The sequence below is a fragment of the Hydrogenophaga palleronii NBRC 102513 genome (assembly GCF_001571225.1).
GTDB classification, from domain to species: domain Bacteria; phylum Pseudomonadota; class Gammaproteobacteria; order Burkholderiales; family Burkholderiaceae_C; genus Hydrogenophaga; species Hydrogenophaga palleronii.
This window is the reverse complement of record NZ_BCTJ01000003.1, coordinates 122,726-135,416: the sequence shown is the minus strand read 5'-3', so window position 1 is coordinate 135,416 and position 12,691 is coordinate 122,726. Positions and strand designations below refer to the sequence as shown.

Annotated in this window: 12 protein-coding genes; all 12 read left to right on the top strand. The window is 66.5% G+C overall.

What is annotated here, in order from left to right; genetic code table 11:
* Nucleotides 1-5: 5 nt before the first annotated feature.
* The 12 genes from HPA01S_RS04170 to HPA01S_RS04110 all read left to right on the top strand — a co-directional run bounded on the left by HPA01S_RS04170 (nucleotide 6) and on the right by HPA01S_RS04110 (nucleotide 12,630).
* Entirely contained in the window at nucleotides 6-692 is a 687-nt protein-coding gene (locus tag HPA01S_RS04170) for a DUF484 family protein (protein WP_066267034.1), read from the top strand.
* Complete coding sequence (locus tag HPA01S_RS04165) at nucleotides 689-1,702, top strand: tyrosine recombinase XerC (protein WP_066267033.1); 1,014 nt, start codon at nucleotides 689-691, stop codon at nucleotides 1,700-1,702. The genes HPA01S_RS04170 and HPA01S_RS04165 overlap by 4 nt, the downstream gene beginning before the upstream one ends.
* A gap of 87 nt (nucleotides 1,703-1,789) precedes the next feature.
* The gene (locus tag HPA01S_RS04160) at nucleotides 1,790-2,242 is read left to right on the top strand and encodes a DsrE family protein (protein WP_174525277.1); all 453 of its coding nucleotides are present in this window, start codon (nucleotides 1,790-1,792) and stop codon (nucleotides 2,240-2,242) included.
* Between the two features lie 162 nt (nucleotides 2,243-2,404).
* Nucleotides 2,405-3,469, top strand: a complete 1,065-nt coding sequence (locus HPA01S_RS04155; protein WP_066267031.1) for a CobW family GTP-binding protein — start codon at nucleotides 2,405-2,407, stop codon at nucleotides 3,467-3,469.
* A 314-nt stretch (nucleotides 3,470-3,783) separates the two neighbouring features.
* Nucleotides 3,784-4,995 (top strand): RNA polymerase-binding protein DksA, encoded by a 1,212-nt coding sequence (gene dksA / locus HPA01S_RS22560; protein WP_084360452.1) that lies wholly within the window; start codon nucleotides 3,784-3,786, stop codon nucleotides 4,993-4,995.
* 51 nt (nucleotides 4,996-5,046) lie between these two features.
* Nucleotides 5,047-6,933: an STAS domain-containing protein gene (locus HPA01S_RS04140; protein ID WP_066267024.1), complete on the top strand. Its 1,887-nt coding sequence runs from the start codon at nucleotides 5,047-5,049 to the stop codon at nucleotides 6,931-6,933.
* Between the two features lie 95 nt (nucleotides 6,934-7,028).
* Complete coding sequence (gene hslV, locus HPA01S_RS04135; protein WP_066267022.1) at nucleotides 7,029-7,574, top strand: ATP-dependent protease subunit HslV; 546 nt, start codon at nucleotides 7,029-7,031, stop codon at nucleotides 7,572-7,574.
* A complete protein-coding gene (gene hslU / locus HPA01S_RS04130) occupies nucleotides 7,574-8,917 on the top strand; it encodes an ATP-dependent protease ATPase subunit HslU (protein ID WP_066267017.1) in 1,344 nt (447 codons plus the stop codon). Before hslV ends, hslU begins: the two co-directional genes overlap by 1 nt.
* A 329-nt stretch (nucleotides 8,918-9,246) precedes the next feature.
* Nucleotides 9,247-9,663, top strand: coding sequence for a division/cell wall cluster transcriptional repressor MraZ (gene mraZ / locus HPA01S_RS04125; RefSeq protein ID WP_066267013.1), 417 nt, complete (start codon nucleotides 9,247-9,249; stop codon nucleotides 9,661-9,663).
* 8 nt (nucleotides 9,664-9,671) lie between these two features.
* Nucleotides 9,672-10,595, top strand: coding sequence for a 16S rRNA (cytosine(1402)-N(4))-methyltransferase RsmH (rsmH, locus tag HPA01S_RS04120; RefSeq protein WP_066267291.1), 924 nt, complete (start codon nucleotides 9,672-9,674; stop codon nucleotides 10,593-10,595).
* Nucleotides 10,592-10,894 carry a cell division protein FtsL gene (ftsL, locus tag HPA01S_RS04115; RefSeq protein ID WP_066267011.1) on the top strand — a complete coding sequence of 101 codons (303 nt, stop codon included), beginning with the start codon at nucleotides 10,592-10,594 and terminating at the stop codon, nucleotides 10,892-10,894. Before rsmH ends, ftsL begins: the two co-directional genes overlap by 4 nt.
* 2 nt (nucleotides 10,895-10,896) lie before the next feature.
* Entirely contained in the window at nucleotides 10,897-12,630 is a 1,734-nt protein-coding gene (locus HPA01S_RS04110) for a peptidoglycan D,D-transpeptidase FtsI family protein (protein WP_066267009.1), read from the top strand.
* The last annotated feature ends 61 nt before the right edge of the window (nucleotides 12,631-12,691 follow it).

Here is a 12,691-nt window from a genome sequence, read left to right as displayed (position 1 = left end):
ACCACATGAACGCCAACAACAACCACATTCCGCCAATCACCGAAGACGACATCGCCAACTACCTGGCCAACACGCCCGACTTCTTCGAGCGCCACGCCAGCCTGCTGGCGGCGGTGCAGCTGACCAGCCCGCACGGCCACCGCGCGGTGAGCCTGCAGGAGCGCCAGGCCGAGATGCTGCGCGAGAAGATCCGCGGCCTGGAGCTCAAGGGCGCCGAGATGATCCGACACGGCAACGAGAACACCGGCATCGCCGACAAGCTGCACCGCTGGACGCGTGAGCTGCTGCTGGCGCGCGACGCGCGGGCGCTGCCGACCACCGCCGCCACCGCCATTGCCGAGCAGTTCGGCGTGCCGCAGGTCGCCATCAAGGCCTGGGACGTCGCGCCCGAGTTCGCCACCGAGCCTTTTGCCCAGGGCGCCAGCGACGACGTGAAGGCCTTTGCCTCTTCGCTCACCCGGCCCTACTGCGGCGCCAATCCCGACCTGGAAGCCGCCAAGTGGCTGGTCGACCCGGCCTCGGCCACCTCGCTGGCCCTGATTCCCTTGCGTGCCGGCGAGGGCCCCGAGGCCTTTGGCCTGCTGGTGCTGGCCTCGCCCGATGCACAGCGGTTTGCGTCCGACATGGGCACCGACTTCCTCGAGCGCATCGGCGAACTCACCAGCGCCGCGCTGACCCGCCTGCGGCCATGAGCGCATCGGCCAGCGCCGACGACGCCGCGCTGGTACAGGCCTACCTGAACCATGTGCGGGTCGAAAAACGCCTGGCCGAACGCACCGTCGCGCTGTACACGCTGGATCTGGAGCGCCTGAGCGCCCAGGCACGTGAAGCGCAGGTGGCGCTCACCGCGGTGCAGAACACCCACATCCGCCGCTGGGTAGCGCAGATGCACGGCGCCGGGCGCAGCGCGCGCGGCATCGCGCTCATTCTTTCCGGCTGGCGCGGCTTCTACATCTGGCTCGGCCGCCAGGGCCGCATCGATCACAACCCGGTGCAGGACGTGCGCGCGCCCAAGGCCGGCAAACCGCTGCCCAAGGCGCTGGGGGTGGACGAGTCCATGCAGCTGGCCAGCCACCACGAGGCCGGCGACGACCCGGCGCTGGAGGCGCGCGACGCCTGCATCACCGAACTGCTGTACGGCTGCGGCCTGCGCATCGGTGAACTGGTGGGCCTGGACGTGGCGGCCAGCGGCAGTGCCCGCGGCTGGATCGACGCCCAGGACGGCGAAGCCCATGTGCTCGGCAAGGGCTCCAAGCGCCGCAGCGTGCCGGTGGGCCGGCAGGCGCTTGCCGCCCTGGCCACCTGGCTGCAGCAGCGCGCGGCCTGGGCCGGCGACGATCCGGCGCTGTTCATCGGCGCGCGCGGCCAGCGCCTGACGCCGCAGCACATCCGCGTGCGGCTCAAGCGCCGCTCGCTGCTGGCCGGGCTGGCCACGCCGGTGCACCCGCACATGCTGCGCCACTCGTTCGCCAGCCACGTGCTGCAGTCCAGCGGCGACCTGCGCGCGGTGCAGGAGCTGCTGGGCCACGCCAGCATCAGCACCACCCAGGTCTACACCCGGCTCGACTTCCAGCACCTGGCCCAGGTCTACGACGCGGCCCACCCGCGCGCCGGTGCGCGCAGCGGCCAGTCGCCCGAACCGCTGGCAGGCGGGCCCGCCATGCCATCGACACCACGCACCACGCCCCGGTCGAAACGCTGAGACAGCCGCGCCCGGCACGCAGGCATTGCTTGTAGGATGCGGGTCCGCCAGGCGCCAGCGCGCCAAAACCCCTTTTCGGAGACCGCCATGTTCAAGTTCCTCACCTTCTTCAAGACCCTGCTGCTGGGCGCCGTGCTGGCGACCACCTTGCAAGCCCAGGCCCAGACCGCCGCCGCGCCGGCTGCCCCGATCAAGGTGGTGTACCACCTGTCCGACGGCATCCCGCAGGCGACCCGCGCCATCCAGAACATCCGCAACCACCTGGCGGCCGACCCGACGGCGAAGATCGCGGTCGTCACCCACGGCGCGGGCATCGACTTCCTGCTCGACGGCGCCACCAACACCGCCCAGCAGTCCTTCGCCGGCGCCATCGGCGACCTGGCGTCCAAGGGCGTGGACTTCTTTGTCTGCAACAACACCCTGGTGTCGCGCAACATCGACCCCGCCAAGGTGGCGATGGAAGCCAAGGTCGTGCCCTCCGGCGTGGCCGAGGTGGCGCGCCTGCAGGCGCGTGAAGGTTTTGTCTACCTGCGTCCCTGAGGCCGCAGGTTTCTTCCGTTGCGGCCCCGGCGGGCCGCGCCAGAGCCGGGCATCGCCCGGCTTTTTGCTGGTATGTCCCCTTAAGGCAGCACAAGTCACGAGGGTGGCATACACTCCCGGCTGCCGTTTTGGCCACCGCTTCTCTCACTGCCTGCTGCTGTCATGTCACTCATCCCCGCCACCATCCTCACCGGCTTCCTCGGCTCGGGCAAAACCACGCTGCTCAAGCGCGTGCTGAGCGAGGCGCACGGCCAGAAGATTGCTGTGGTGGAAAACGAGTTCGGTGAAGAGAACATCGACAACGAAATCCTGGTGGCCGACACCACGGAAAACATCATCCAGATGAGCAACGGCTGCATCTGCTGCACCATCCGCGACGACCTGCGCGCCACGCTGCAGGACCTGGCGGAGAAAAAGCGCAAGGGTGAGCTCGACTTCGAGCGCGTGGTGATCGAGACCACCGGCCTGGCCGATCCGGGCCCCGTGGCGCAGACCTTCTTCATGGACGACGAGATCGCCGAGCAGTACCTGCTGGACTCGGTACTCACGCTGGTGGACGCCAAACACGCGGCCGAGCAGCTCAACGAGCGCCAGGAAGCGCGCCGCCAGGTGGGTTTTGCCGACCAGATCTTCATCAGCAAGTCCGACCTGGTGAGCGAAGACGAACTGTCTGCGCTGACCCACCGCCTCAAGCACATGAACCCGCGCGCCCCGATGCGCCCGGTGCATTTCGGCGAAGTGGCGCTGAAAGAAGTGTTCGACCTGCGCGGCTTCAACCTGAACGCCAAGCTCGATATCGACCCCGACTTCCTCAAGGTGGACGACCATGACCATGGTCACGAGCACCACGACCATGCGCACGGCGAGCATTGCAACCACCCCTCGCACCAGCACGGTCACGAGGGCCATGGCCACCACCATCACCATGACGACGATGTGAAAAGCTTCGTCTACCGTGCCACCCGGCCCTTCGTGCCGGAGAAGCTGGAAGACTTCCTGGGCGCCATCGTGCAGGTGTACGGCCCGCGCATGCTGCGCTACAAGGGCGTGCTGCACATGGAAGGCACCGATCGCAAGGTGATCTTCCAGGGCGTGCACCAGCTCATGGGCAGCGACCTCGGGCCGGTCTGGGCCGAGGGCGAGCAGCGCACCAGCAAGATGGTTTTCATCGGCATCGACCTGCCCAAGGACATCCTGGTGCAAGGCCTGGACCAGAGCCTGGCATGAGCATGAGCTGGCCGCCTCCACCTTTTATTGCCGGATCTCACACCCCGTGAGCGTGCGGTCTGTCTCGCTTCCCCCACGGCAGGACCGGCAGTGGCCGAGGGAATGTGCGACGGCGAGACCGGCATCGTTACAATCGCGGCCCAAAGTGACCAGCCAGCCGTCCTCGCGGACACTGGTCTGCCGCTGTCGAGCACCGCTGGGCAATGGGGGTATAACGTTGCATCCGGCGGCCCGCGTGACGCAGCCCGGGCGAGAACCCGGTGTTGCGCACCGTCCGAGATCCCGCTTCGTCAGTCACTGAGAGGAGACCCGTCGTGAAAGCCCCGGCAACCAAGACAGCGAAATCAGGCAAGGCCGCCGTGACGGAGGCCAAGGCACGCGTGTCGGTCGCCACCCCGAAGGCTTCGGCCAAGGCCAAGCCGGCCCCGAAGGCTGTGGCCAAACCCGCTGCCAAGACCGCCGCCAAGACCACCAGACCCGTCAGCAAAGTGGCCGCCACCAAACCGGCAGCCACAAAGCCGGTCGCCAAGACAGCTGCCAAGCCCGTCGCCAAAGCCGCGCCCGCCGCCAAAAAGAGCAGCGTGCCGGCCAAATCCGCCAAACCCGTGGCCAAGGCACCGGTGAAGCCGGCGGCCAAGGCCGCGGCGACGAAAAAACTCTCACCCGCCCGCCCCGCGCCCCGTGCGCCAGCGGTTGCGGCCAAGACCCCTGCGCCCGCCAAGGCGGCCAAGCCCGTGGTGAAAGCCACGGCGAAACCGGTGGCCAAAACGGCCACCAAAGCCACGACCCAGCCCGCTGCCAAAGCGGCTGTATCCGCCGTGTCCCCTTCGGTTCCCAAGGCCGCTCCTGCAGCCGCTGTTTCAAAATCCTCCAGCGCGAAGCGCCCGGCCACGCCGGTCGTGGTCGAGCCCACGCCGCGTCCACTCGGCAAACGGGCCGCCAAGAAGGTCATGATGGAACAGATGACGCAGGCTGCGGTCGTGCCCACACACGCCCCCGACGCTGCTAAAGCGACTTTTTCCAATATGAATCAACGTGCCGTCATGACTCCTCCCGTGCCATCCTCCATCCAGAAGGACCCCAAGCGGGCCAACAACTGGAAGACACTGCCTGTCGAGCAACTGACCGACCAGGACGTGCAGGCCATGCCCGACAGCGAATACATGAGCGACCTGCAGCTCGCGTACTTCCGTCGCAAGCTGTCCCAGCTCAAGGCCGACATGCTCGCCAACGCCGGTGAAACCACCGAGCACCTGCGTGAAGACACCGTGGTCGTGCCCGACCCGGCCGACCGCGCGACGATCGAAGAAGAGCACGCGCTCGAACTTCGCACGCGCGACCGCGAGCGCAAGCTGCTGAAGAAGATCGAACAGGCCATCGCGCGCATCGACTCCGGCGACTACGGTTACTGCGAAGAAACCGGCGAGCCCATCGGTGTTGGCCGCCTCATGGCGCGTCCCACGGCCAGCCTTTCGCTCGAAGCCCAGCAACGCCGGGAACTCAAGCAGAAGATGTTCGGGGACTGACCCACGATTCCGGCCACCCACTCCTCGACCCCTTTCCGGTAGCGATTTCCCATGTCCAAGGACGATTCCAGCGGCGGCTTCCTGTCCAAGGTGGTGAAATTCGTGCGCCATCCGACCACCAGCTGGTCGGACCTGGACACGCGGATGGCCGATCGCGAGAGCGAGTACAGCAAGGCCGCGCTGAAGGAAATGATCGAGCGCAAGCGGCGCAACGACTTCGTGCGCAAGCGCGAGTTCGACATGCTGCGCAAGATCCGCAGCCGCGAAGGCACCGGGCTGGAAGGTCCGGGCATGCGTCCTTCGTTCTTCCAGAGCAGCCTGCCGTCCAAGCCGGACGACCGCGCCGAGACGCTCAAGAAGATCGACGAGATCGAAGCCCAGATGTCCATGCAGTGGTGGAAGACCAAGGGGCCCGACTCCCTGGTCAGCACCGGCTCGGGCATGAGCACGCAAAGCGGAACGGCGTCTTCGCCGCTCAAGCCCTTTCCGCCGGCGCCGCCCAGCGTGCCCGACGCCGAGGTGCGCCAGCGCAAGGCCCAGTACGACGAGACCGAACCGAGCCCGCTGCCCAACCCGATGGCCAGAATGGCCGCATCGACGGCCGCCCTGAACGGCCCGGCGACGGTTCCGCCGCCAGCGCCCGTACTGGCGCCGGTGGCTGCTGTGCCGCCCCCCGCGCCCCGGCGCGAGAGCGAGCCCACGCCGGCGGCGCCCGCGCCCAGCCAGCCGTCTGTCTCGCGCACCGGCCTCATGGCGCCCACCGGGGCCCGCGGCAATGGCGCACAGGGCGCCAACGGTTTTTCGGCCTCGCACTTTTTTGCGCTCGACGTGCAGGAAATCGCGCAGGACCCCGAGGTTGAAGAAGCCGCGATCCGTTTTGCCAACGGCGACGACGGCGGTGCCGAACAAGGCCTGCTGGAAGCGGTGGGCGAGGGCGGCTCGCGTGTCGATCAGCAGGAAGACTGGCTGGCCCTGTTCGATCTGTACCGGGCCACCGGCCAGCTGGCGCCCTTCGAGAGCCGTGCGGTCGACTTCGTCAACCGCTTCAACCGCTCGGCACCGCAGTGGTACGACATGCCGGAGCAGGTCTCGAACATGACCGGCAAGGTCTACACCCCGTCCACCGGCCACAACCGGGCGGTCTGGGTCAGCGAAGCCGATCTGGACGCACACGCCGTGGGCACCTTGCAGAACGTGCTGCTGCGCGCGCCACAGCCGTGGGTGCTGGACTGGACCCCGCTGGAGAGCATCGACCTCAAGGCCGCGCGCGCGCTGCTGGGCATCTTCACCCTCTGGGGCGACCAGGACGTGGAGCTGCGTTTCCAGGGCGCGGCCGCGTTCCGCGACATGCTCAAGAACCAGACGCCGTCGGGCCGGCGCGATGTCGAGCAGCTGTGGTGGGAACTGCGCATGGCGGTGCTGCGCGTGATGAATCGTCCCGACGAGTTCGAGCTCACCGCGCTCGATTTCTGCGTCACTTACGAGGTCTCGCCGCCGGGCTGGGAGAAGCCACGCGCTTACTACAGCTCGCAGTCGACCGACAAGCCGGGCGAAGCCGGGCAGTCGGTGCTGGGCGAGTCGATGCTGGAGCATGTGCCCTCGGGCTACCCGCACAGCGAGTCCATCCCCGATGGCGACGACCCCAACGACTACAACCACCTGGGGCTGGTGGAACTCTCGGGCGAGATCCGGGGCGACCCGCAGGCCACGCTCGAAGCCCTGGAGCGCAAGCTCAAGGGCGCGGACGTGCTCATCATTTCCTGCCGCCACCTGATCCGGGTCGATTTTTCCGCCGCCGGCACCCTGCTCAACTGGGTGTCGGGCCACCACGCCGAAGGGCGACTGGTGCAGTTCGTGGACGCGCACCGCCTGGTGTCGGCGTTTTTCCACGTCATCGGCATCACCGAATACGCCAAGGTGGTGGTCCGCATCGACTGAGCGCGGCCGCTCCTGCGGCCGCCGCTGTTTTTCTGTTGCACAAAACCGCATCTGCTGCGGTTGCAATCGCACAGACCATCCTCACCTCAAACGCCATGGAATCATTTCACGGAACCACCATCGTCTGCGTGCGGCGCGAGACACCCCAGGGCGTGCAAGTCGCCATTGGCGGTGACGGCCAGGTCACGCTGGGTCACATCGTCGTCAAGGGCACGGCCCGCAAGGTGCGCAAGCTCCACCACGACAAAGTGCTCGCGGGTTTTGCCGGCGCCACCGCCGACGCCTTCACGCTGTTTGAACGCTTCGAGGCCAAGCTCGAAAAACACCAGGGCCACCTGGTGCGCGCGGCAATCGAACTCACGCGCGACTGGCGCACCGACCGCGTGCTGCGCCGGCTCGAAGCCATGCTCGCCGTGGCCGACCACAGCGCCTCGCTGATCATCACAGGCAACGGCGACGTGCTCGAGCCCGAGCACGGCATCGTCGCCATCGGATCGGGTGGCGCCTATGCGCAGGCCGCGGCCAAGGCGCTGATCGACCACACCGAGCTGAGTGCCGAAGAGGTGGTGCGCAAGTCGCTCGCCATCGCCGGTGAGCTTTGCATCTACACCAATATGAACCACACGGTGGAGGTGCTTTGATGTCCTCGATGACGCCACAAGAAATCGTTTCCGAACTCGACCGTTTCATCATCGGCCAGAAGGGCGCCAAACGCGCCGTGGCCATCGCGCTGCGCAACCGCTGGCGGCGCCAGCAGGTTGATGAAAAGCTGCGGCCCGAGATCACACCCAAGAACATCCTCATGATCGGCCCCACCGGCGTGGGCAAGACCGAGATCGCACGTCGCCTGGCGCGGTTGGCCGATGCGCCCTTCATCAAGGTCGAAGCGACCAAGTTCACCGAGGTCGGTTACGTCGGCAAGGATGTGGACAGCATCATCCGCGACCTGGCCGACATCGCGATCAAGCAGACGCGCGAGGTCGAGATGCGCAAGCAGCGCGTGCGCGCCGAAGACGCGGCCGAAGACCGCATCCTCGACATCCTGATCCCGCCACCGCGTGGCGTGGCGGCGGAGCCGCAGGCGAGTGCGGTGGCCACGCCCGAGAGCACGGCACGGCAGGCCTTCCGCAAGAAGCTGCGCGAAGGCCAGCTCGACGACCGCGAGATCGAGATCGATCTGGTGGAGCAGCGCTCGCCGATGGAAATCATGGGCCCGGCCGGCATGGAAGAGATGGCCGAACAACTGCGTGGCATGTTCAGCCAGATGGGTGCAGGCAAACGCCAGACACGCAAGCTCAAGATCGCCGAAGCGATGAAGCTGCTGATCGACGAAGAGGCCGGCAAGCTGGTCAACGAGGAAGAGATCAAGACCCGCGCGCTGCACAACGCCGAGCAGAACGGCATCGTCTTCATCGACGAGATCGACAAGGTCACTTCGCGCAGCGACAGTGGCAGCAGCGGCGAGGTGTCGCGCCAGGGCGTGCAGCGCGATCTGCTGCCGCTGGTGGAAGGCACGACCGTGAGCACCAAATACGGCGTGGTCAAGACCGACCACATCCTGTTCATCGCCAGCGGCGCGTTCCACCTCGCCAAGCCGAGCGACCTGATCCCCGAGCTGCAAGGCCGCTTCCCGATCCGGGTCGAGCTGCAGTCGCTGTCGGTCGATGACTTCGAGGCCATCCTGACGCAGACCCATGCCTCTCTGGTGCGCCAGTACCAGGAGCTGCTGGCCACCGAAGGCGTCACGCTGGTGTTTGCGCCCGACGGCATCCGCCGCCTGGCGCAGATCGCCTGCGACGTCAACGAGCGCACCGAGAACATCGGGGCACGGCGCCTGTCCACCGTGATGGAGCACCTGCTCGACGAAGTGAGCTTCGACGCCACGCGCCTGCAAGGCCAGAGCATCACTATCGATGCCGCCTATGTCGATGGCCGCCTGGGTGAGCTCAGCCGCAACGAAGACCTCTCGCGCTACATCCTCTGAGCGTGCTTTCCGGGCCCCGGCATCGCGCCGGGCGTCCGAACGGCCCACCCGCACCGTGCGTCGCGGGTGTTGCGCCGGCTTTTTCCTTCCACACCTGATCGTTCATACAGCCCTGCCGGCGGCATGGGCTTGAAGCATCACTTGCAGTGCCTGTTGTAAGTGCTTGCTTTTAATGCGTTTTTGAAATCCGGCTGGCTTCTAAATGCTTCCTAAGTGCTTGATTTCATTGAAAAAATGTGTAGCACGGCCATTGCGCCCCCGACAAATCCTGATAAAGTGGGAAAAGGTGCAATTAAGTGGTGAAAAGTGTCTTTTAGGGGTTAGCAGCGGTGTTCCAGGGTGCGTCTTCTCTCAGTCTCGATGCGAAGGGTCGGTTGTCCATGCCGACCCGGCACCGTGACGCGCTGGGAACGGCACTCACCATCACCAAACACCCGCACGGATGCCTGATGGTATTCCCGCGCAGCGCCTGGGAACAGTTCCGTGACCGAATTGCTTCGTTGCCCATGCAGGCGCAGTGGTGGAAGCGCATCTTTCTGGGCAACGCCATGGACATGGACATGGACGCCTCCGGCCGCGTGCTGGTGTCGCCCGAGCTGCGCAACGGCGCCGGCATCAGCAAGGACGTGGTGCTGCTCGGCATGGGCGCCTACTTCGAGCTGTGGGACGCGCAGGTTTATGCGGACAAGGAAGCCGAGGCCATGAAGGCCGAGATGCCCGATGTCTTCAAGGACTTCTCTCTGTAAGGGCCGTGGTGCAAAGCGCATGGAACCATCAAACCGTCCTGTTGAACGAGGCTGTGCAAGCCCTCGCCATCAACCCGGACGGCCACTACGTCGACGCCACTTTCGGGCGCGGCGGGCACTCCCGTCTGATCCTCGAGCAGTTGTCCCCCAAGGGGCGGCTGACCGTCTTCGACAAGGATCCGCAGGCGGTGCAGGCGGCGCAGGAACTGGCGGCCAGCGATGGCCGTTTTTCCATCCGGCACGAGGGGTTCTGCCATCTGGGCGAGCTGGGGGCGGCGAGTGCCGACGGACTGCTGATGGACCTGGGCGTGAGCTCCCCGCAGATCGACGACCCCGAACGGGGTTTTTCTTTTCGCCACGACGGACCGTTGGACATGCGCATGGACACCACGCGCGGCCAGAGCGTGGCTCAGTGGCTGGAGACGGCCGACGTCTCAACCATGGCGGAGGTCATTCGTGAATATGGCGAAGAACGGTTTGCTCAACCGATTGCAAAGGCGATTGATCGTCGCCGACAGGAACGGGGCCCTTTTCGAACCACCGGCGAGCTGGCCGAAGTCGTGGCTGGCGCGGTCAAAACCCGCGAGCCGGGCAAGGACCCTGCAACGCGCACATTTCAGGCTTTTCGGATTTTCATCAACGCCGAGCTTGAAGAGCTGCAACAAGCGCTAGAGGCCAGCCTGCACGTATTGCGTCCGGAAGGAAAACTGGTGGTGATCAGCTTTCATTCGCTCGAAGACCGCATGGTCAAGCAGTTCATGGCGCGCCATTCGCGCGCCGTGGTGGACCGCCGCGTGCCGTTTGCCGAACCCGCGCCCATGGCCCTGCGCGGCCTGAAGCGCGTGATGCCGTCCGACGAAGAGGTGAAGGGCAACCCGCGCTCGCGCAGCGCCGTGATGCGCGTGGCCGTGCGCACGGAGGCGCCGGCATGATCCGCCTGAACCTCGTGCTGCTGGTAGCGCTGATCCTGAGCGCCTTCTACCTGGTGCACACCCAGTACGACTCGCGCCGCCTCTACACCGCGCTCGACCGCTCCAACGCGCAGTCGCACCGGCTGGAGTCCGAGCACGAACAGCTGCAGGTGCAAAAGCGCGCCCAGGCCACGCCCGCACGGGTGCAGCTGCTGGCGACACGCCAACTGCAGATGCGCCCGGTCACGCCGGGCATCACGCAATACGTCACCGTGTTCGAGCCCTCGCCGGCCGCCGCCACCCCCACGCCGGAGCGCTGAACATGGGTCGCAGCATCAACTATTCCGCGAGTCCCCTGCTGGCCAGCCGCACGCCGGTGTGGCGCAGCAAGTTCATCGTGGCTGCGCTGGCCGTGGCCTTTGCCGGCCTGGCCGGCCGCGCCGCCTACGTGCAGGTGATCGGCAACGACTTCTTCCAACGCCAGGGTGAGGTGCGTTTCGCACGCACACTGGAGCTGCCGGCCAACCGCGGCCGCGTGCTCGACCGCAATGGCCTGATCCTGGCCTCCAGCGTGGTGGCGCAGAGCATCTGGGCGATTCCCGAAGACGTGGACCGCGCCGACCCCAACCTGCGCCAGCTCGCCAAGCTGCTGGAGATGCCGCTGGCCGATCTGCGCAAGCGCCTGTCGGCCGAAGACAAGACCTTCGTCTGGGTCAAACGCCAGGTGGACGAGCCGGTGGCCAAGGAAATCGCCGCGCTGGGCATCAAGGGCATCTACCAGCGCCGCGAGTACAAGCGCCAGTACCCCGAAGGCGAAGCGGCGGCGCACGTGGTCGGCTTCACCAACGTGGAAGACATCGGCCAGGAAGGTGTCGAGCTCGCGTTCAACAAGCAGCTGGCCGGCAAGAGCGGTTCGCGCCGCGTCATCAAGGACCGCCTCGGGCGTGTGGTGGAAGACGTGCGCGACGTGGTGCCGCCGGTGGACGGCCCCGACCTGCAGCTCTCGATCGACAGCAAGGTGCAGTACTTCGCGTACCAGAAGCTCAAGGACGCGGTGCTGCTGCACAAGGCGCACGCGGGCAGCGTGATCGTGGTGGACACGCTCACCGGCGAGGTGCTGGCACTGGCCAACTACCCGAGCTACAACCCGAACCGGCGCACCAACCTCACCGGCGAGCAGCTGCGCAACCGCGTGCTCACCGACAGCTTTGAGCCGGGCTCGACCATGAAGCCTTTCATCGCCGCGCTGGCGCTGGAAAAAGGCCTGGTCACGCCCAACACGCCGATCCACACCGCGCCGGGCCGCATCACCATCGGCGGCTCGACCATCAGCGACTCGCACCCCAACGACGTGCTCACCGTGAGCCAGGTGATCCAGAAGTCGAGCAACGTGGGCACGGTCAAGATGGCCATGCAGATGAGCCCGCGCGAAATGTGGGAAACCTATGCGCAGGCCGGTTTCGGCCAGAAGCCGCAGGTGCCGTTCCCGGGCGCGGTCTCCGGCCGCCTGCGGCCGTACAAGAGCTGGCGCCCGATCGAGCAGGCGACCATGAGCTACGGCTACGGCCTGTCCTCCTCGCTGTTCCAGCTCTCGCAGGCGTACACCATCTTCGCGCGCGACGGCGAGCTGATTCCGCTGACGCTGCAGAAGTCGGAGGAACACACCGCCGGCGTGCGCGTGTTCAGCCCGAAGAACGCCATTGCCGTGCGCCAGATGCTGGGCCTGGCCGCCGGCCCCGGTGGTACCGGTTCGCGCGCGCAGACCATGGGTTATTCGGTCGGCGGCAAGAGCGGCACCGCGCACAAGCAGGAAGGCAAGGGCTACGCCGCGAAGAAGTACCGCAGCTGGTTCGTGGGCCTGGCTCCGGTGGAGGCGCCACGCATCGTGGTCGCCGTGATGATCGACGAACCCAGCAACGGCCAGTACTTCGGTGGCCTGGTCGCGGCACCGGTGTTCAGCGAGACGGTGCAGCAGACGCTGCGCATCATGGGCGTGCAGCCCGACATGAACGTCAAGCCGCAGATCGTCGCCGAGATGGTGGAGGAGTCGTTTTGACCACCCCCTTTACCAGCCCACTGCGTATGGCCGCATCCCCCCTCAAGGTGGCAAAGCCGGT

What these genes read in the sequence shown, in the direction of transcription:
- HPA01S_RS04170 (WP_066267034.1), top strand. Translation starts at nt 6, where the DNA reads ATGAACGCCAACAACAACCACATTCCGCCAATCACCGAAGACGACATC.
- HPA01S_RS04165 (WP_066267033.1), top strand. Translation starts at nt 689, where the DNA reads ATGAGCGCATCGGCCAGCGCCGACGACGCCGCGCTGGTACAGGCCTAC.
- HPA01S_RS04160 (WP_174525277.1), top strand. Translation starts at nt 1,790, where the DNA reads ATGTTCAAGTTCCTCACCTTCTTCAAGACCCTGCTGCTGGGCGCCGTG.
- HPA01S_RS04155 (WP_066267031.1), top strand. Translation starts at nt 2,405, where the DNA reads ATGTCACTCATCCCCGCCACCATCCTCACCGGCTTCCTCGGCTCGGGC.
- HPA01S_RS04140 (WP_066267024.1), top strand. Translation starts at nt 5,047, where the DNA reads ATGTCCAAGGACGATTCCAGCGGCGGCTTCCTGTCCAAGGTGGTGAAA.
- hslV (WP_066267022.1), top strand. Translation starts at nt 7,029, where the DNA reads ATGGAATCATTTCACGGAACCACCATCGTCTGCGTGCGGCGCGAGACA.
- hslU (WP_066267017.1), top strand. Translation starts at nt 7,574, where the DNA reads ATGTCCTCGATGACGCCACAAGAAATCGTTTCCGAACTCGACCGTTTC.
- ftsL (WP_066267011.1), top strand. Translation starts at nt 10,592, where the DNA reads ATGATCCGCCTGAACCTCGTGCTGCTGGTAGCGCTGATCCTGAGCGCC.
- HPA01S_RS04110 (WP_066267009.1), top strand. Translation starts at nt 10,897, where the DNA reads ATGGGTCGCAGCATCAACTATTCCGCGAGTCCCCTGCTGGCCAGCCGC.